Here is a 19,626-nt window from a genome sequence, read left to right as displayed (position 1 = left end):
TGTTCCTCAGCAGTGCTCAGTGGGGGGCGCGGGCGGCGCGGGTGGCGGCTTCGTCGAGATGGCCGTCGGCGTCGACGATCACCCCGTACTCGAGGCGGGCGCCCTCGGCGGAGACCAGGCCGTTGCGCAGGTCGTCGAGGACCGCGGCGACCGGGCGGCGCAGCGGGTCGCCGTAGCCACCGCCACCGGGGTTGACGTTGATCACCCGCTCGCCGGGGCGCACGGTCAGCACTGGGTTCTGGATGTAGTGGGTTTCCTCGCCGTCGGCGCGGCGGTGGATCAGGCGGCCGAGCTTGGGCTCGATCAGCGCGTTGCGCGCGCCGGCCGCGCCGGCGGTGGCCAGCTGGCGGCCCTCGCCGAAGCCGACCACGGTCATCTCGTGCTCCAGCGGTTCGATCTCCAGGCGGGTGCCGGAGCCGCCGCGGAATTCGCCGGCGCCGCCGCTGTCGCTCATCAGGCTGTAGCGGTGGATGACGATCGGGTAGGAGTACTCGAGCAGCTCGATGTCGCCGCTCATCAGCGCGCCGAAGCAGCACAGCGGGCCGCAGGCGTGCCAGCCGTCCATCACCTTGTTGGCGCCGGCGCCGGAGATGATCGAGGCGAGCACCATGGTCACGTACTCGTCGCCCTCGCGGCGCGGGTCGTGGCCGGCGATGTTGATGCCGCTGGCGTGGCCCCAGGAGGCGGTGACGCGCTCGGGTGCGGCCTGCTCCAGCGCCTGGCGCACGGCGTCGGCCAGGGTTTCCATCGGCGTGGTGGTGCAGTTGACGTGCGGCGCCGGCTCCTCGGCGTTGCACAGGGTGCCCTTGGGCCCGAGGTCGACGCTGACGCAGCGGTACAGGCCCTCGTTGTAGGGCGGCGGCACCTGGGCGAACATCATCAGGCCCAGGTAGACGCCGGACACCGAGTTGCCCTCGTAGGAGTTGATGAAGTAGGGCACCTGCGGCGGGCTTTCGATGCGCACGTGGGCCTCGTCGCCGCGGATCTCGACGTGGGCGGTGATCGCCAGCTCGCCGAGGCCGTGGCCGGAGTCCTCGAGGATCGCGGTGCCGCTGTAGTGGCCGTCCGGCACGTCGCGCAGCAGGGCGCGCATGTGGCGGTCGGCCATGTTCTTCAGCTCGGCGATGCAGGCGCGCACCTGGGCGACGCCGTACTTCTCGACCAGCTCCAGCAGGTGGCGCTCGCCGACGCAGCAGGCGCCGTACTGGGCGTTGAGGTCGCCCTCCTGGTAGGGGCGGGCGCGCATGTTGGTGAGCAGCAGGTTGAACACGTCCTCGCGGCGCTTGCCGCCGGCCCACAGCTTGACCGGCGGGATGCGCAGGCCCTCGGCGTAGATCTCCTTGGCGTCCGGGTTGTAGCCGGCCGGCACCGGGCCGCCGATGTCGGTGAGGTGGCCCTTGCACACCGTCCAGAACACCAGCTCGCCCTGGTAGAACACCGGCTTGTACATGCAGCAGTCGAGGATGTGGCTGCCCTTGTAGGCCGGGTCGTTGTGATAGATCACGTCGCCTTCGGCGATGTCGCCGTCGAAGAACTCGGCCACGCATTTCATCGCCGGGATCAGCGAGCCGAGGTGGATCGGGATGTCCTGGCCTTGCAGGATCATTTCCGGGAAGTGGTCGAACAGCGCGTTGGAGTAGTCGTGGGCCAGGTTGAACACGCTGGAGCGGCCGGTCTTCTCCAGGGTCAGGGTCATCTCGCGCTGGGCCGTTTCCAGCGCCCCGCGCACGACCGCGAGGGTGATCGGATCTACTGTACTCATGGTTCACCACACATCTTGTTGTTGTCGGAGAGGCGGCCCCGCAAGGCTCCGCCCTGGCTTACAAGCTACGCGGCGCGCGGCGGGCGGGCTTGTCGCGGGGCGCACCCTTTGTTGCGTCTGCGTGCACTCGGCCGTGCGTGGGTTGCCGCTGGTGCAGACGAAAAAAAGGCCAGCGCGAGGCTGGCCTGAACAGGGGGCTAGATTTACACAACTAGGGGTTGGCGCTGCGGTGGCTCAGAAGTAGTAGCCGACGTTGCTGTACACCTGGTTTTCCCAGCGGTCGCTGCCGCCGGCACCGAGGCTCTGGGTGTAGCTGCCGCCGCCGATGTACGGGTCGTGCTTGCCGTGCAGCCATTCCAGGGCGATCCACAGCGGGCCGAAGGTGAACGAGCTGCCGGCGATGAAGCGCTGCGAGTCCTCGAAGCCGCTGGCGTCCTTGGTGAAGTGGCTGTAGTTGGCATAGAACTTCACCCCGGAGAACCAGCCGTACTGGCCGGGCAGGGCGTAGCTGAGGTCGGCGACGTACAGGTTGCCCTTGGCGGCGACGTTGAAGGTGCCGTCGAAGCTGCCGAAGGACACCAGGCGGTCGCTGCCGGGGTTCTCCGGGCTCATCGACTGGCGCGCGGCGAGCAGCTGCACGCCCCACGGGCCGTTCTGGCCGAGGTAGTGCACGGCGAAGGCGCGGCGGTCGCCGTCCTTGCCGGTGTCCTGGTTCTCCAGCGTCGAGGCCAGCGCCGACACGCCGACTTCCGAGGCCCAGTCGCCGAGCTGCAGGTTGCGCGCCAGGCGGGCGACGACGATGTTCTCCTCGTGGTTGTCGCTGCCGTCCACCACGTAGGCGTCGGCCGTCGCCACGCTGGTGCCGTAGGTGCGCCCGCCGCGGCTGGTGCCCTTGCCCTGTTCGGCGGGCATGGCGAACCAGGCGGCCTGCAGGTCCCAGTCGGCGTTCTTCTGGGTGTACTTGATGCCGATGTCCTGGGTGTCCTCGAGGCCGATCACGTTGCCCAGCGACTCGAAGAAGGTGCTGCCGAAGTAGGGCTGCAGGCCGAACGGAATCGGCATCAGGCCGGCCTGCACCTGGCGTTCGGCGTCGAACTTGTAGCCCAGCCAGGCGTACTCGGCGAAGGAGATGTCGCCGATCTTGTCGGTGTAGTCGAACGGGCGGTGCTTGCCGTAGAAGCGGTACTTGGCCGCGCCGATCCAGCTGTCCGAGGTGTAGGTGGCGGTGAGAAAGGCGGTGTCGAAGCCGAACTCGGCGATGTCGCGGTCCGGGTCGTAGTCCAGGCGGCCGCGGATCGCGCCGCCGAGGTCGAGGTTGTCGGTGACCTGCACGGCGGCGGCCGGCAGGGCAAAGGCGGTCAGCAGCGGCGCGGCCAGCAGCGGGCACAGCAGCAGGGAAGTGCGGCGGGTGAGCGGGTGACGCATCGGGTGTCTCCGGGTGTTGTCGTTGTTTTGCGGGCACACCGGAAGCGCGCCGCCGGCAGCGGCGCGTTCCGTGATGGGGGAGTCGGGCAGGCGGCGCCTGCGCGGGCTCAGAGGCTGTCGGCGCCGGCCGACCAGGCGCGCCGCCGGCCGCTGGCCAGCAGGCGGTAGCCGGCGAAGGCGACCACGAAGGTGACCGGCGCCGAGAAGGTCGCCAGGGTCGCGTCGCCGACCTTGAGCAGGACGATGCCGGTGGCCGCGGCGGCGAACCAGGCCAGCAGGCCGCGGGCGTTGAACGCCGGCAGGCTGGCGTCGGCGGCTGGCGGTGCGCCGCGGGCGGCGAGGATGTGCGCCAGGGCGATGGCCACCCAGGCGACGATGAAGATGCTCTGCCAGGCCAGCGCCTGCAGGATGTAGCTGAACACGTCGAAGCGCATCAGCAGGTAGACCGTGAGGCCGGTGAGCGCCGCCCACACCATGTAGGGTGCGCGGCCGCCGAGGCCTGCGCACAGTGCCTGCAGGTTGGTGGCGCCGAGGAAGAAGTTGCCGGTGTTGATGCGCGTCTGGGTGACCCAGACGAACAGCAGGCCCCAGAGACCCATCAGCTGGACGATCGACAGCACCACCGACACCTCGCTGACACCGCCCTCGGTGGGGATGGTGGCGGCGAGGAAGATCCCGGCCAGGCCGTTGAGCAGGAAGGCCACAGCGTAGAACGGCATGCCGAAGTTGAAGCGGGCGTGGTAGTCGCTGTCCTCGGGGCGGCCGAAGCGGGCGTAGTCCCAGGTGTACATCATCAGCACCCAGACACCCATGAAGTAGGTGAAGCAGTTCCACCAGCCGTACGCGGGCGCGCCGCCTTCCGGCGCCAGCTCCAGCCAGGCGGCGGAGTAGCCGTACTGGTCGACCGCCACCAGCAGCGCCGCGACCAGGCCGAGCAGGTACAGCGGCAGCAGCACGCCGTTGAGCTTGTCCAGCCAGCGCATGGCGCGGCCGAAGATCAGCAGCACGCTGTACACCACCACCAGCAGGTAGGCCTGCTCCAGGCTCACCGCGCTGGCGTAGTGGTTGAGCGCCACCGCCATCACCGAGCCCTCGAAGGCCGCGTAGTAGATGGCGGTGGCGCTGAACAGCAGGGCCGCCAGCGCCGCGCCGGCGCGGCCAAACAGATGGCGCGAGAACTGCGCCACCGACAGTCCGCTGGCGATGGCGTAGCGGCTGATCACCGCGTTGATCGCCCCGTAGCAGACCACCGACAGCAGCAGGCCGACGATCGCGTTGCGCGTGCCGAAGCCCATCGCCAGGGCGGCGCCGACCACCAGGTAGAACATCGCGCTGCAGATGCCCCACCAGGCCATGGTCAGCGAGCCGCGGCTTAAGCGTTGATCGAGCGGTACCGCGCTATCGGTACCCGAATGCTGGTTTGCAGGTTTTCCGGCCATGACAGATCTCTTGTTGTTGTTGGAAGAAACGAGAGGTCATGACAGTAGAAAAAACGCCGCCGCCGGGCTTGCCGCAGCGGGGCCGGGTTTTTGTCGAAGGGTGCACAGCGGCGGCGCGGCGCCTGCCGCGCCGGGGGTCAGCGCGGATACAGCGGCGGCAGCGAGCCGGCTGGCGGCGGGCCGGCGTTGCCGTTGCTGGCCGGCGGCAGGCTGCCGACGGCCTGCCACAGCGCCTCGCCCTGCCAGGAGTGGCCGCTGGCGCTGTACAGGGCGCCGTTGAGGCCGTCGAGGGCGTCGGAGAGCGGCACATAGCGCGCGGCCATGTCGGCGAGGGTCTCCGGCTGCTGGCGCGCCCAGGCGTCCAGCGCCTGGCGGGTGGCGTGGGGGTCGTTGCTCTGGCAGGCGCGGCGCAGGTCGTCCTGCAGGGTGCGCGGGCTGGGGCCGCTGGCGGCGGCGCGGATCACCGCCGGCAGGCGCCGCGCGCGCCACCACAGGCCGAAGCCGAGCGCGGTGGTGAGGGCGAAGATGGCGGTGGCCAGCTGCCAGGGCCACAGGCGCGCCTCGCGGCTCGCCAGCTCGCCGGGCACCACCGGCGGGGTATCGACCAGGTTCGGGTTGTCCTCCACCACCAGGGTGCGGCCGGGCAGGCGGCTGCGCATCAGGCGATCCTCGACGGTGTTCCACCACACCACCTCCAGCGCCGGCAGCTCGATGCGCCCGGGGGTGGTCGGCACCAGCGCGCTGCTTTCCTCGCGGCTGCCGGTCAGGCCGTGCTCGCCGACGCGGTTGTGCAGGCGCGGCTGCTCCGGGTAGCGGCGCAGCCAGTGCTCCTGCACCGGCATGTCCAGCACCGGCAACTGGGCGCTGGCCAGGCCTTCGGCGCGCACCAGCAGGTTGCGGGTCAGCGAGTCGCCGACCTGCACCCGCTGCTCCTCGGGACTCCAGTGCTCGCTGACGGTCAGCACCCGCGCCGGCAGCCAGGGCGTGCCGGCCGGATAGTCGGCCGGCTTGGGCTTGACCTGCAGGGTCAGCTCCGGCGAGCGCACCTGGACCGGCCGCCCGCTGCGCGGGCCGAACGGCTGCGCGCCGGCCTCGCCCGGGGCGAGGGCGGTGGCGCTGAACAGCAGGGCGGGGATGCGCAGTTCGCCGCTGTGCTGGGGGAACAGCGCGTAGCGGGTCTCGATCACCCCGTGGCGCACGCCGTCGAGCAGGGTCTCGTAGGTGCGCGTGGCGCCCAGCGGTTCGACCCGCGCATCGGCCAGCTCCAGCGGGCTCAGGCGGCTGTCGTCGTACAGCGCCAGCGAGTGGTAGACGCGCAGGGTGAGGATGGCCTGGGCCTGCACATAGACGCTGTCCTCGTCCAGGTGGGCATCGACGAACACCGGCGCCAGGGCTTCGCTGCCGGCGCGGGGGGCGGCTTCGTGCACCTCCAGCTCGATGGCGGGGGAGAACGCCTCGCCGACCTGCAGCGGCGGGATGCGCAGGCGCCCGGCCAGCTTCGGCTGCAGGCCGATCACCAGCAGGCTGTCGAGGTCGCCCGGCGCGCCGTTCTCGGCCGGCCGGGTCAGCAGGCGGGTGTCGAGCACCTCGAACTGCGCCTGCAGGACGCTCAGGTCGGGGCGGCCGAACAGGGTCGGGTCGTCGCTCTGCAGGGTCAGTTCGACGATCTCGCCGACCGTCAGCTCGTGGCGATCGACCTGCGCGCGCAGCTCGGCGGCCAGGGCGCCGCGGGCGAGCGACAGCAGGGCCAGCGCGGCGAGCAGGATCAGGGCGCGCAGGGCGCGGGGCGTCGGAAAGGTCATCGCGGTTTTTCCTGGTGGCGCTGCTGTTCGTACCAGAACTTGCGCCGCAGCAGTTCGGCCGGGTCGTCGGGGATCTGCCGCAGCCACTGCTCGAGGGCCTGGCGCTGCTCGCCCTGAATGGGGAGGGCGGGTTCGCCGACGGCGGCGGGCGTGGCGCCGGCGGACTCGAGCAGCTCCTCTTCGGCGCTGCCGCTGCCGAAGGCGCCGGCACTGGGCACGGCGCTGGCGGCCGGGCCGGCCTCGGCGGCGGTTGCGCCGGGCCCGCGCTCCTCGCCGGAGCGCTCGGCCCCGGCCTCGGGTTGCACGGGGCGCAGGCCGGCGGCCGGCTGATCGGGGCGCTCGGCCTCCGCGCGGCGCGCCGCGGCCTCCTGCTCGGCGCATTCGGCGGCCGCCTGCCGCTCGCTCAGCGCCTGCCCGACCAGTGCGCGGTTGCGCCGTGCCACGGCCAGCTGCGGGTTGCGGCGCAGCGCCTCGCCGTAGGCTTCCAGCGCGGCCTCCAGTTCGCCGCCGCGGGCCAGGGCGTTGCCGCGGTTGAAGTGGGCGGCGGCATCGTCGCCGGCGGCGAAGGCGGCCGCGGCGGCCGCGTAGTCGCCGGCCCGGTAGAGGGCGATGCCGCGCCACTGCGGGTCGCGGAAGCGCTGCGCGGCGGCGGCCGGCTGGTCGGCCTCGAGCAGGCGCATGCCCTGCTGGTCGGGGCGCCGCCAGAGGTCTTCGAGTTCGAAGGCCATGGCCGGCGGCGGCTGCACCAGCAGCAGGGCGAAGGCGAACAGCCAGCCGCGCCGGCCGGCGCAGGCGGCCAGCAGGAGCAGCGGCAGCAGCAGCCAGTGGCCCTGGTCGGCCCAGCCGGACAGCGGTCGCAGGCCCTCGGCCTGGTCAGCGCGCGTGGCGCGGCGCGCCAGCAGGCCGAGGCTGGCGAGGTCGCCGTCGTCCAGGCGCAGGGTGCTGTAGCCGCCGCCGAGTTCGGCGGCGAAGCCGGCCAGCTGCTCGCCACGCAGGCGCGGCAGCAGGATGGCGCCGCTGGCATCGCGCAGGAAGCCGCCGTCCTCCAGCTGCACCGGAGCGCCCTGCGGAGTGCCGACGCCGAGCAGCAGCAGCGGGTTGGCACGGCCGTCGAGGGCGGCGTGGATGCCGTCCTCCTCGCTCGGGCCGAGGGCGCCGGTGAGCAGCAGCAGGCGGCCGTGGCCGTTGGCGCCCTGGTCGAGCAGGGCCAGGGCGCGCTGCACGGCGAGGTCGGCGCGCTGGCCGGGTTCGGGCATCAGCGCGGGAGTCAGCGCGGCCAGCAGGTTCTGCGCGGTGGCCAGGTCGTTGGACAGCGGCACCAGCACGTGGGCGCTGCCGGCGTAGACGACGATGGCGGTGGGCGCCTCGCCGCGCGCGGCGAGCAGGTCGAGCAGCTTGCGCCGCGCCGCTTCCAGACGGTTGGGGGTGATGTCCTCGGCGAGCATCGCCGGAGTCAGCTCGAGGATCGCCACCAGCGGGTCGCCGCGGCTCTGCGCCGGCTGCTCCTCGGCGCTCCAGCCGGGGCCGAGCAGGGCGAGCAGGGCGAGCAGCCAGGCCAGGCCGAGCAGCAGCCAGGGCAGACGATCCTGGCGGCCGCGCCCGCCATGCAGCAGCCACGCCTGGAAGGCCGGCGGCAGCAGCGCCTGCCAGCGCCCGAGGCGGCGCTTGCGGTGCCACAGGCGCCACAGCAGCCAGGCCAGCAGCGGCACCAGCAGCAGCCAGGCGGGACGGGCCAGGTGCGGCAGCAGGCTGCTCATGGCCGCCTCCGGCGCAGGGGCGGCGGGCCGTGCGGCCACAGCTCGTGGGCCACCAGCAGCAGGCTGAGCAGCACAGCCGCGGCCAGCGGCCAGGGATACAGCGGGGTGGCGCGGTACACCGTGGTCGGCGTCTGCAGCACCGGCTGCAGGCGGTCGAGGGTCTCGGCGATGGTGCGCAGCTCGTCCTGGGAGCGGGCGCGGAAATACTGGCCGCCGGTGACTGCGGCCAGCTCGCGCAGCAGCGGCTCGTCAAGGTCGAGGCCGGGGTTGAGGCCGTACAGGCCGACCGCGCCGGCCTGCTCGGCGTCGGCGCCGATGCCGATGGTGTACAGGGTCACCCCCTCGCCGGCGGCCAGCCGCGCGGCGGTCAGCGGCGCCACCTCACCGCCGGTGTTGGCGCCGTCGGTGATCAGCACCAGCACGCGGCTGTCCGCCGGGCGCTGGCGCAGGCGCTTGACCGCCAGGCCGATGGCGTCGCCGATGGCGGTGTTCTTGCCGGCGATGCCGACCACCGCTTCCTCCAGCCACTGGCGCACGCTCTGGCGGTCGAAGGTCAGCGGCGCCTGCAGGTAGGCCTGGCTGCCGAACAGGATCAGGCCGATGCGGTCGCCGCTGCGCCCGGCGACGAATTCGCCGAACAGCCGCTGCACCAGGGTCAGGCGGCTGACCGTCTCGCCCTGCCAGTGCATGTCGCGGTAGTCCATGGAGCCGGACACGTCGACGGCGAGCAGCAGGTCGCGGCCGCTGGAGGGCAGCGGCAGCGGCTCGCCCAGCCACTGCGGGCGCGCCGCGGCCAGCACCAGCAGCAGCCAGAGCAGGGCGAACGGCGCCTGGCGCCGCCAGCCCGGCAGGCGCGGCCGGGCGCGCTTGCCGCCGAGGTTCTCCAGCTCGTCGAGGAAGGTCACCCGCAGCGCCGCCTCGCCGCTGTCGGCCGGCGGCAGCAGCAGGCGCAGCAGCCAGGGCAGCGGCAGGAGCAGGGCGATCCACGGCCAGGCGAACTCAAGCATGCTTGCGGATCCAGGTTTCCACCGCCTGCTGCAGGCCGTCGATGGCCTTGTCGTCGAGGCGGCAGTCGGCGCGGTAGGTGCCCTCGACGAGGATCATCCAGCGGGTCAGGCCGGCGGCGGGGCAGCGGTTGTCGAGGAAGGCCAGCCAGGCGCGCCCGCTCAGGGTGTGGCTGTGGCTGTCGGGATAGTGGGCGCGGCACAGGCGCTTGAGCAGGCCGTTGAGCGCCTGCAGCCAGGGGCCGGCCGGTGCGCGGTCGTAGGGCCGCGGCAGGCCGCGCAGTTCGTCGAGCGCCGCCTGGCGCTGCGGGTCGATCTCGCCGGCCGGCGACGGCGGCGGGGCGTCGAGGTCGCGCCACCAGGCCCGCAGGCGCCGGCGCTGGCGCCACAGCAGGGCGAACCCGCCCAGCAGCAGGGCGACGAGCAGCCACCAGCCGGGCGCCGGCGGCCAGAACGGCGGCGGCGCCGGCAGCAGCGGTTCGGCCAGGCGGTCGAGGGGACTCATGCCGGCTGCGCCTGCGGGTGCGGCAGGACCTGTTCGCGCAGCTGCTCGATCAGGTCGCGCTGGGTGGACAGCGGCAGCAGCAGCACGCCGAGCTTCTGCGCCAGGCGCTGCCAGCGCAGCTGGCGCGCCTCGCCGCGCTCGCGCCAGGCCTGGCGCAGCTCGGCGTCAGAGGTGTCCAGCTCCAGGCGCGCGTGCTCGTCGGTGAAGCGCAGCAGGCCGGCGGCCGGCAGGGCGTGGTCGAGCGGGTCGGACAGCGGCAGCAGGATCAGGTCGCAGTGGCGGGCGAGCAGGGCGAACTGCTGCTCGGCGCTGTCCACCAGGCTGCGCTCGTCGCAGATCGCCAGCACCAGGCTGCCCGGGCGCAGCACCTCGCGGGCGCGGCGCAGGGCCAGGCCGAGGCCGTCGCCGGCGGCGGGCTCGCTGCCGCGCGAGGACAGCTGCTGGTTGGCGCGCACCACCCGGCCGAGCAGCTGCAGCAGGCTCTGCTTGCTGCGCCGCGGGCGGATCTCGCTGCTGCCGGCATCGTCGAACACCAGGCCGCCGATGCGGTCGTTGTGGGCCAGCGCGGCCCAGCCGAACAGCGCGGCGACCTGGGCGGCGAGCACCGACTTGAAGCACAGGCCGCTGCCGAAGAACAGCCGCGGGCTCTGTTCGACCAGCAGGAACACCGGGCGCTCGCGCTCCTCGTGGAACAGCTTGGTGTGCGGCTCCTGGGTGCGCGCGGTGACCCGCCAGTCGATGTTGCGCACGTCGTCGCCGGCCTGGTAGACGCGCACCTGGTCGAAGTCGACGCCGCGCCCACGCAGCTTGGAGTGGTGCAGGCCGACCAGCGGGCTGCGCCGGCCGGGGCTGGAGAACAGCTGCACCTCGTCGAGGCGATGGCGCATCTCCAGCAGTTCGGCGAGGCTGACCATCACTCCCGGCGGCAGCATGTCGGCGTACATGGCCAGCGCCTCAGGCCACCGCGACCTGGTCGAGGATGCGCTGTACCACGCGGTCCTGGTCGACGCCGGCGGCTTCCGCCTCGAACGACAGGATGACGCGGTGGCGCAGCACGTCGAACAGCACCGCCTGGATGTCCTCGGGGCTGACGAAGTCGCGCCCGGCCAGCCAGGCGTGGGCGCGCGCGCAGCGGTCGAGGGCGATCGAGCCGCGCGGGCTGGAGCCCCAGGCGATCCACTCGGCCAGTTCGGCGTCGAAGCGCGCCGGGTGGCGGGTGGCCATGATCAGCTGCACCAGGTACTCCTCCACCGCGTCGGCCATGTACAGGCCGAGGATCTCGCGCTGGGCGGCGAAGATCGCCTCCTGGCTGACCAGCTGCTCGGGCTGCGCCTCGCCGCCGATGGCCTCGCCGCGCGCCTGCTGGAGGATCCGCCGCTCGACGCTGGCGTCCGGGTAGCCGATCTTCACGTGCATCAGGAAGCGGTCGAGCTGCGCCTCGGGCAGCGGGTAGGTGCCTTCCTGCTCGATGGGGTTCTGCGTGGCCATCACCAGGAACAGCCCGGGCAGCTCGTAGGTGCTGCGGCCGATGCTGACCTGGCGCTCGGCCATCGCCTCGAGCAGCGCCGACTGCACCTTGGCCGGGGCGCGGTTGATCTCGTCGGCCAGCACCAGGTTGTGGAAGATCGGCCCGCGCTGGAACTCGAAGGTGGCGGTTTCCGGGCGGTAGATCTCGGTGCCGGTGATGTCCGCCGGCAGCAGGTCGGGGGTGAACTGGATGCGGTGGAACTCGGCCTCGAGGCCGGCGGCGAGGTCCTTGATCGCCTTGGTCTTGGCCAGCCCCGGCGCGCCCTCGACCAGCAGGTGGCCGTCGGCGAGCAGGGCGATCAGCAGGCGTTCGACCAGCCGCTCCTGGCCGAGGATCTGGCTGGAGAGGTACTGGCGCAGGGCGATCAGCGCATCACGATGGGGCATGTCCGGACTCGGCAGGGGGTTATCGGCGCAGGGCGCCGGCTCGGCCTCCACTTTAATCCATCTGCCCCCGCCTCGACCAACGCCGCGCGGTCGCCGGCCGAACGGGTGTGCCGGCGCCGGCAGCCCTGCTAACGTGTCAGAAGGCAGCGGCCGGTGGCGGCCAGCGGAGAACAGTCATGGGTTTGTTCAGTGCAGTGGACCGGGACGATTTCCATCGCCAGTTGCACGAGGTGCTGGCGCGCCAGGTCGAGGAGCGCGGGCTCGGCCAGGTGGACCTGTTCGCCCGCCAGTTCTTCGCCAGCGTGGCCCTCGACGAGCTGGCCGAGCGGCGCCTGGCCGACCTGGCCGGCGCCTGCCTGTCGGCCTGGCGCCTGCTCGAGCGCTTCGACCCGGGCGAGCCGCAGGTGGTGCTGTTCAGCCCCGACTACGAACGCCACGGCTGGCAGTCGCCGCACACCGTGCTGCAGATGCTGCATGCCGACATGCCGTTCCTGGTCGACTCGCTGCACATGGAGCTGCGCCGCCGCGGCCACGCGGTGCACAGCCTGCAGAACTGCGTGCTGAGCCTGCGCCGCGGCGCCGACGGCGAGCTGCTCGAGCTGCTGGAGGCCGGCGCCGAAGGGCCGGAGGTGCGCCGCGAGGCGCTGCTGTGCCTGGAGATCGACCGCTGCGCCAACGCCGGCGAGCAGCACATGCTGGCCAAGGCGCTGCACGAGGTGCTCGGCGACGTGCGCCTGGCGGTGGGCGACTTCGCGCCCATGCAGGCGCGCGTGCGCGCCCTGCTGGACAATCTCGAGCCGGCCTGCCTGGCCGCGCACGTCGAGGACTGCGCCGAGGTGGCCGCGTTCCTCGACTGGCTGCTGGACAACCACTTCACCTTCCTCGGCTACGAGGAGTTCACCGTCGAGGCGCAGGCCGACGGCAGCGGCCTGCTGGTCTACGCCGAGGATTCGCTGCTCGGCCTGTCGCGGCGCCTGCGCCCGGGCCTGCCGGCGGCGCAGCGCTGGGTGTCGGCGCAGGCCATGGCCTGGCTGCGCGCGCCCTGCCTGCTGTCGTTCGCCAAGGCCGACCAGCCGGCGCGGGTGCACCGCGCGGCCTACCCGGACTACGTGTCGCTGCGCCAGTTCAGCCCGGACGGCCAGGTGCTGCGCGAGTGCCGCTTCATCGGCCTGTACACCTCGCCGGTGTACGTCGAGAGCATGCGCCACATCCCCTGCGTGCGGCAGAAGGTGGCCGAGGTGATCCGCCGCGCCGGCTTCGCCCCCGGCGCTCACCTGGGCAAGAGCCTGGCCCAGGTGCTCGAGGTGCTGCCGCGCGACGACCTGTTCCAGACCCCGGTGGAGGAGCTGACCGCCACCGCGGTGGCGATCGTGCAGATCCAGGAGCGCAAGCGCCTGCGCGTGTTCCTGCGCCGCGACCCCTACGGCCACTTCTGCTACTGCCTGGTCTACGTGCCGCGCGACATCTACTCCAGCGAGATCCTCCAGCGCATCGAGCGGGTGCTGCGCGAGCGGCTGGGCGCCAGCGACTGCGAGTTCTGGACCTGGTTCTCCGAGTCGGTGCTGGCGCGCGTGCAGTTCATCCTGCGCGTCGACCCGCAGCGCCCGGCGGCCATCGAGGCGCGCGTGCTGGAGCAGGAGGTGATCCAGGCCTGCCGCGGCTGGCAGGAGGAGTTCGCCAGCCTCTTGGTGGAGAGCCTCGGCGAGGCGCGCGCCACCGACCTGCTGGCCGCCGGCGGCTTCCCGGCCGGCTACCGCGAGCGCTTCGAGCCGCACGAGGCGGTGGTCGACCTGCGCCACCTGCTCGAACTGTCGCGCGAGCGGCCGCTGGTGCTGAGGTTCTACCAGGCGCCGCTGGAGCGCGGCCGCAACCTGCACTGCAAGATCTACCACGCCGAGACGCCACTGGCGCTGTCGGACATGCTGCCGATCCTCGAGAACCTCGGCCTGCGCGTGCTCGGCGAGTTCCCCTTCCGCCTGCGCCGCCACGACGGCAGCCAGTTCTGGATCCACGACTACAACTTCACCTACGCCGAGGGCATCGACGTCGACCTGGTGCAGCTCAACGACATCCTCCAGGACGCCTTCATCCACATCGTCCAGGGCGACGCCGAGAACGACGGCTTCAACCGCCTGGTGCTCGGCGCCGGGCTGCCCTGGCGCGAGGTGGCGGTGCTGCGCGCCTATGGCCGCTACCTCAAGCAGATCCGCCTGGGCTTCGACCTCGGCTACATCGCCGCCACCCTGAGCAACCACGCCGACATCGCCCGCGAGCTGATCCGCCTGTTCAAGACCCGCTTCTACCTGGCGCGCAAGCTGCCGGTCGAGGAGCTGGCGGACAAGCAGCAGCGCCTCGAGCAGGCCATCCTCGGCGCGCTGGAGCAGGTCCAGGTGCTCAACGAGGACCGCATCCTGCGCCGCTACCTGGAGCTGATCCGCGCCACCCTGCGCAGCAACTTCTACCAGAGCGGCGCGGACGGCGCGGCCAAGGACTACCTGAGCTTCAAGCTCGACCCGCACCTGATCAGCGAGATGCCGCGGCCGGTGCCGCGCTACGAGATCTTCGTCTACTCGCCCAGGGTCGAGGGCGTGCACCTGCGCGGCGGCAAGGTGGCGCGCGGCGGCCTGCGCTGGTCGGACCGCGAGGAGGACTACCGCACCGAGGTGCTCGGCCTGGTCAAGGCGCAGCAGGTGAAGAACGCGGTGATCGTGCCGGTCGGCGCCAAGGGCGGCTTCGTGCCGCGGCGCCTGCCGCTCGGCGGCACGCGCGACGAGATCCAGGCCGAGGCGATCGCCTGCTACCGCATCTTCGTCAGCGGCCTGCTCGACCTGACCGACAACCTGGTGGAGGGCGCCGTGGTGCCGCCACCGGGGGTGGTGCGCCACGACGAGGACGATCCCTACCTGGTGGTGGCCGCCGACAAGGGCACCGCGACCTTCTCCGACATCGCCAACGCGCTGTCCGCCGACTACGGCTTCTGGCTGGGCGACGCCTTCGCCTCCGGCGGCTCGGCCGGCTACGACCACAAGGGCATGGGCATCACCGCGCGCGGCGCCTGGGTCGGCGTGCAGCGCCACTTCCGCGAGCGCGGCATCGACGTGCAGCGCGATCCGATCACCGTGGTCGGCATCGGCGACATGGCCGGCGACGTGTTCGGCAACGGCCTGCTGCGTTCGGAGCAGCTGCTGCTGATCGGCGCCTTCAACCACCAGCACATCTTCCTCGACCCGAATCCCGATCCGGCGGCGAGCTTCGCCGAGCGCCAGCGTCTGTTCGCCCTGCCGCGCTCGAGCTGGGCCGACTACGACGCGGCGCTGATCTCGCCCGGCGGCGGGGTGTTCCCGCGCAGCGCCAAGAGCATCGCCATCAGCCCCGAGGTGCGCGCGCGCCTGGCGATCGACGCCGAGCAGCTCCCGCCCAACGAGCTGATCAGCGCGCTGCTGCGCGCGCCGGTCGACCTGCTGTGGAACGGCGGCATCGGCACCTACGTCAAGTCCAGCCACGAGAGCCACATGGACGTCGGCGACAAGGCCAACGACGCCCTGCGCGTCGACGGTCGCGAGCTGCGCTGCCAGGTGGTGGGCGAGGGCGGCAATCTCGGCATGACCCAGCTGGGGCGGGTCGAGTACTGCCTGCGCGGCGGCGCCTGCAACACCGATTTCATCGACAACGCCGGCGGAGTGACCTGCTCGGACCACGAGGTCAACATCAAGATCCTCCTCGGCGAGGTGGTGCGCGCGGGCGATCTGACCCTCAAGCAGCGCAACGAGCTGCTGCGCGAGATGACCGAGGCGGTGGCCGGCCTGGTGCTGGGCATCAGCTACCGCCAGGTGCAGGCGCTGTCGCTGGCCCAGCGCCACGCGCGCGGGCGCCTCGGCGAGTTCCGCCGGCTGATGCTCGACCTGGAGAGCCGCGGCCGCCTGGACCGGGCCCTGGAGTTCCTGCCCGGCGACGACGAACTCAACGCGCGGGTCGCCCAAGGCCAGGCGCTGACCCGCCCGGAGCTGGCGCTGCTGCTGTCCTACAGCAAGTTCGACCTCAAGGAGGCGCTGCTGCACTCGCCGCTGGTGGACGATCCCTACCTGCGCGAGGAGCTCGACCACGCCTTCCCGCCGCAGCTGCTGGCGCGCTTCCCGCAGGCCCTGGAGCACCACCGCCTGCGCCGCGAGATCATCAGCACGCGCATCGCCAACGACCTGGTCGACCACATGGGGGTGACCTTCGTGCAGCGCCTCAACGAGTCCACCGGCCTGTCGGCGGCGCACATCGCCGGCGGCTGGGTGGTGGTGCGCGACCTGTTCGACCTGCCGCACTGGTGGCAGCAGATCGAGGCGCTCGACCATCAGGTCGACGCCGAGCTGCAGCTGGCGCTGATGGAGGAGCTGATGCGCCTGGGCCGCCGCGCCACCCGCTGGCTGCTGCGCAACCGGCGCAGCGAGCTGGACATGGCGCGCGCCGTCGAGCACTTCGCGCCCTGCGTGAAGGTGCTGATCGACAACCTCGAGGAACTGCTCGAGGGGCCGGCGCGCGCCGCCTGGCTGGCGCGCCGCGAGGAACTGGAAGGCGCCGGGGTGCCGGCCGGACTGGCGCGCCGGCTGGCCAGCTGCGGCGACCTGTACACCCTGCTGCCGATCATCGAGGCCGCCGACGTCACCGGCCAGCCGCCGATGCGGGTGGCCGCCTGCTACTTCGCGGTGGGCGCCGAGCTGGAGCTGGGCTGGTACCTGCAGCAGCTCAACGCCCTGCCGGTGGAGAACAACTGGCAGGCGCTGGCCCGCGAGTCGCTGCGCGACGACCTCGACTGGCAGCAGCGGGCGATCACCATCGCCGTGCTGCAGATGGCCGAGGGGCCGGTGGAGATCGACAACCGCCTGACCCTGTGGCTGGCCCACCACCAGCCGCTGGTGGGGCGCTGGCGCCACCTGCTGGCCGAGCTGCGCGCCGCCAGTGGCAGCGACTACGCGGTGTACGCGGTGGCCAACCGCGAGCTGCAGGACCTGGCGCAGAGCGCCCAGGCGGGGGTAGGTATCCCGTAGGGCGAGAGTGGTTGAAATTGTGCACGGGCAGTGAGAGATTCTGCACGGATGAGGGTGGTGATGCACAGGGCATCGGTGTCGAGGCGTCAGGGAGGGAAACGATGAAGAGTCCGGAAGAGTTGCTGCAGTTCGCCGAGCGTCTGGCGGCGGTCGAGGAAATCGAGTGCGTGACGCCGGACCTCAACGGCATCCCGCGCGGCAAGGTGATGACCGCCGAGGGCTTCCTCTCCGGGCGGCGCCTGCAGCTGGCCCGTGGCGTGCTGCTGCAGTGCCTGATGGGTGGCTATCCGCCGGCCAGCTTCTACGGCGGCGACGACGGCGACCTGGCGCTGCGCGCCGACCCGCAGCAGGTGCACATCCTGCCGTGGAGCGACACGCCGCGCGCGCTGGCGATCTGCGACGCGCTGGAGGTCGACGGCCGGCCCTGCGGGCTGTCCACCCGCGGCCTGCTGCGGCGGATCCTCGCCGAGTACGCGGCGCTGGGCATCACCCCGGTGGTGGCCACCGAGCTGGAATTCTTCGTCTTCGCTCCCAACCCCGATCCGCGCGAGCCGTTCCTGCCGCCGGTGGGCCTGGACGGACGCCGCGAGGTCGGCGCCTCGGCGTTCAGCGTCGCCTCCAGCAACGGCCTGCGGCCGTTCTTCGCCGAGGTCTACCGCTGCATGGCGGCGCTCGGCCTGCCGCGCGACACTTTCATGCACGAGATGGGCGTCAGCCAGTTCGAGATCAACTTCCCCCACGGCGACGCTTTGCGGATCGCCGACCAGACCTTCCTGTTCAAGCACCTGCTGCGCGAGGTGGCGCTCCGCCACGGGCTGATCGTGGTGTGCATGGCCAAGCCGCTGGGCGGCGTGCCGGGCAGCTCGATGCACATCCACCAGAGCCTGGTCGACGAGCGCGGGCGCAACCTGTTCAGCGATGCCGCCGGCGAGCCGACCGCGGCCTTCGCCCAGTTCATCGGCGGTCTGCAGGCGGGGCTGGCCGAACTGACCCTGCTGCTGGCGCCCAACGTCAACTCCTACCACCGCCTGGCGCACCCCTACGCCTCGCCGAACAACGCCTGCTGGGCCTACGACAACCGCGCCGCCGGCCTGCGCATCCCGGCCAGCGGCCCGGAGGCGCGGCGGGTGGAGAACCGCCTGCCGGGCGCCGACGCCAACCCCTACCTGGCGCTGGCCGCCAGCCTCGGCGCCGGCCTCTATGGCCTGCTGCGCGGCCTGCAGCCGTCGCTGCCGGCGCGCGGCGAGTTCCAGGTGCCCGATGCGCTGCGCCTGCCCACCAGCATGAACGAGGCGCTGCACCGCCTGCAGCGCAGCGGCCTGGCCCGCGAACTGTTCGGCGACGAGTTCATCGACGGCTACCTGGCCAGCAAGACCCTGGAGCTGGCCGATTTCCTCGCCGAGATCACGCCCTGGGAGCGCCGCGTGCTGGCGCCGCAGTTGTGAACCCCGGCGGCGGGGCAGGGCGGCGCTGCTGCCGATCCCGCCCGCCGCCCGCCGGCGCGCCGGCCAACCCCCGGAGGATGCATGCCCCGCTCGATTTTCGCCTTCCCCTCGCTGTTCACCGCGACCCTGCTGATGCTGCTCGGCTCGGGCCTGCTGACCACCTACCTGGCCCTGCGCATGGCCGCCGAGGGCGCCGCCGGCCAGGCCGGCTGGCTGATGGCGGCGCACTATGCCGGCCTGGTGCTGGGCGGCAAGTTCGGTCACCTGATGATCAGCCGGGTGGGCCATGTGCGCGCCTATGTGGCGGCCGGCGGCATGGTCAGCGCCGCGGTGATCGCCCATGGCCTGCTGCCCTGGCTGGCCGCCTGGCTGCCGCTGCGCTTCCTGATCGGCCTGGGCATGATGACCCAGTTCATGGTGGTGGAAAGCTGGCTCAACGAGCAGGCCGAACCGCGCAAGCGCGGCCGGGTGTTCTCCATGTACATGACCGCCAGCTACCTCGGCCTGGTGCTCGGTCAGCTGGTGCTGGTGGTGCGCCCGGCGCTGGGCCTCGAGCCGCTGCTGCTGGTGGCGCTGTGCTTCTCGCTGTGCCTGGTGCCGGTGGCCACCACCCGGCGCATCCACCCGGCGCCGCTCAAGCCGGCGCCGCTGGAGCCGCGCTTCTTCCTCAAGCGGGTGCCGCAGTCGATGACCACGGTGGCCATGGCCGGCCTGGCGATCGGCGCCTTCTACGGCCTGGGACCGGTCTACGCCGGCGCGCAGGGCCTGGAAACCCGCGAGGTCGGCCTGTTCATGACCACCTGCGTGCTCGCCGGGCTGGTGGTGCAGGCGCCGCTCGGCCGCCTGTCCGACCGCTTCGACCGCAGCCTGCTGATCCGTCTGATCGCCGTCGCCCTGGCGCTCAGCGTGCTGCCGCTGGGCCTGCTGCCGCGTCCGCCGCTGGCGCTGATGCTGGCGGTGGGCTTCGTGGTCAGCCTGCTGCTGTTCGCCCTCTATCCGCTGGCGGTGGCGCTGTCCAACGATCACGTCGAGCAGGAGCGCCGCGTCGCCCTGTCGGCCATGCTGCTGCTGGTGTTCGGTGTCGGCGCCTGCCTCGGCCCGCTGATCGCCGGCGAGCTGATGAGTCGTGGCGTGCCCCGGCTGCTCTACCTGTTCATCGGCGCCTGCGCGCTGGTGCTGGTCTGGCGGGTGCGACCGCAGGATGTGCATGGCCTGCACCGTGTCGAGGAGGCGCCGATCCAGCACGTCGCCGTGCCGGTAGCGATGGCCGGCTCGCCGCTGTCGGTGGCGCTCGACCCGCGCGTCGACGAGGCGGTGGTGCAGGAGCAGATGCAGGGCGGGGCCGCCGGCGCCGGCAGCCCGCCGGAGCAGGAGGATGCAGCCGCTGTGGATACAGCCGCCGTGGATACGACCGACGTGGATACGGCCGCCGGGGATGCCGCCACCGGGGAGTCGGCGGGCAAGGGGGATGACGGAATATCGACGCAGCGCGAGGCGGCTAGCTAGCGGCTCGCAGTCTCGGGGTGATGGGAAAACG

The 19,626-nt window shown here is 72.2% G+C and carries 12 protein-coding genes; 3 read left to right on the top strand and 9 right to left on the bottom strand.

From position 1 onward, the window contains the following. Positions 1 to 16: 16 nt before the first annotated feature. The 9 genes from SK095_RS08775 to SK095_RS08735 all read right to left on the bottom strand — a co-directional run bounded on the left by SK095_RS08775 (position 17) and on the right by SK095_RS08735 (position 11,608). Positions 17 to 1,762: a hydantoinase B/oxoprolinase family protein gene (locus tag SK095_RS08775; RefSeq protein WP_136488722.1), complete on the bottom strand. Its 1,746-nt coding sequence runs from the start codon at positions 1,760 to 1,762 to the stop codon at positions 17 to 19. A gap of 234 nt (positions 1,763 to 1,996) precedes the next feature. Next, positions 1,997 to 3,187: a hypothetical protein gene (locus tag SK095_RS08770; protein ID WP_320548602.1), complete on the bottom strand. Its 1,191-nt coding sequence runs from the start codon at positions 3,185 to 3,187 to the stop codon at positions 1,997 to 1,999. Between the two features lie 107 nt (positions 3,188 to 3,294). Then, on the bottom strand, positions 3,295 to 4,626 hold the full coding sequence (locus tag SK095_RS08765; RefSeq protein ID WP_320548601.1) for an allantoin permease: 1,332 nt from the start codon (positions 4,624 to 4,626) through the stop codon (positions 3,295 to 3,297). Between the two features lie 137 nt (positions 4,627 to 4,763). Then, entirely contained in the window at positions 4,764 to 6,428 is a 1,665-nt protein-coding gene (locus SK095_RS08760) for a protein BatD (RefSeq protein ID WP_320548600.1), read from the bottom strand. After that, on the bottom strand, positions 6,425 to 8,185 hold the full coding sequence (locus SK095_RS08755; protein ID WP_320548599.1) for a VWA domain-containing protein: 1,761 nt from the start codon (positions 8,183 to 8,185) through the stop codon (positions 6,425 to 6,427). Before SK095_RS08755 ends, SK095_RS08760 begins: the two co-directional genes overlap by 4 nt. Beyond that, on the bottom strand, positions 8,182 to 9,192 hold the full coding sequence (locus tag SK095_RS08750) for a VWA domain-containing protein (RefSeq protein WP_320548598.1): 1,011 nt from the start codon (positions 9,190 to 9,192) through the stop codon (positions 8,182 to 8,184). Before SK095_RS08750 ends, SK095_RS08755 begins: the two co-directional genes overlap by 4 nt. Next, complete coding sequence (locus SK095_RS08745; RefSeq protein WP_320548597.1) at positions 9,185 to 9,694, bottom strand: DUF4381 domain-containing protein; 510 nt, start codon at positions 9,692 to 9,694, stop codon at positions 9,185 to 9,187. The genes SK095_RS08750 and SK095_RS08745 overlap by 8 nt, the downstream gene beginning before the upstream one ends. After that, positions 9,691 to 10,638 (bottom strand): DUF58 domain-containing protein, encoded by a 948-nt coding sequence (locus SK095_RS08740; protein WP_320548596.1) that lies wholly within the window; start codon positions 10,636 to 10,638, stop codon positions 9,691 to 9,693. The genes SK095_RS08745 and SK095_RS08740 overlap by 4 nt, the downstream gene beginning before the upstream one ends. Before the next feature lie 10 nt (positions 10,639 to 10,648). Further along, complete coding sequence (locus SK095_RS08735; protein ID WP_136487967.1) at positions 10,649 to 11,608, bottom strand: AAA family ATPase; 960 nt, start codon at positions 11,606 to 11,608, stop codon at positions 10,649 to 10,651. A gap of 176 nt (positions 11,609 to 11,784) precedes the next feature. Between SK095_RS08735 and SK095_RS08730 the strand changes: the two genes are divergently transcribed. From SK095_RS08730 to SK095_RS08720, 3 genes are all read left to right on the top strand, one after another. After that, the gene (locus SK095_RS08730; protein ID WP_320548595.1) at positions 11,785 to 16,644 is read left to right on the top strand and encodes an NAD-glutamate dehydrogenase; all 4,860 of its coding nucleotides are present in this window, start codon (positions 11,785 to 11,787) and stop codon (positions 16,642 to 16,644) included. A gap of 101 nt (positions 16,645 to 16,745) precedes the next feature. Further along, positions 16,746 to 18,089: a glutamine synthetase family protein gene (locus tag SK095_RS08725; protein ID WP_136487969.1), complete on the top strand. Its 1,344-nt coding sequence runs from the start codon at positions 16,746 to 16,748 to the stop codon at positions 18,087 to 18,089. Positions 18,090 to 18,170: 81 nt separating this feature from the next. Then, the gene (locus SK095_RS08720; RefSeq protein ID WP_320548594.1) at positions 18,171 to 19,595 is read left to right on the top strand and encodes an MFS transporter; all 1,425 of its coding nucleotides are present in this window, start codon (positions 18,171 to 18,173) and stop codon (positions 19,593 to 19,595) included. Positions 19,596 to 19,626: the final 31 nt, after the last annotated feature.

The sequence above is a fragment of the Pseudomonas sp. AN-1 genome (assembly GCF_034057115.1).
In the GTDB taxonomy this organism is placed as follows: Bacteria; Pseudomonadota; Gammaproteobacteria; order Pseudomonadales; family Pseudomonadaceae; genus Geopseudomonas.
This window is presented reverse-complemented; position numbering and strand designations above follow the sequence as displayed.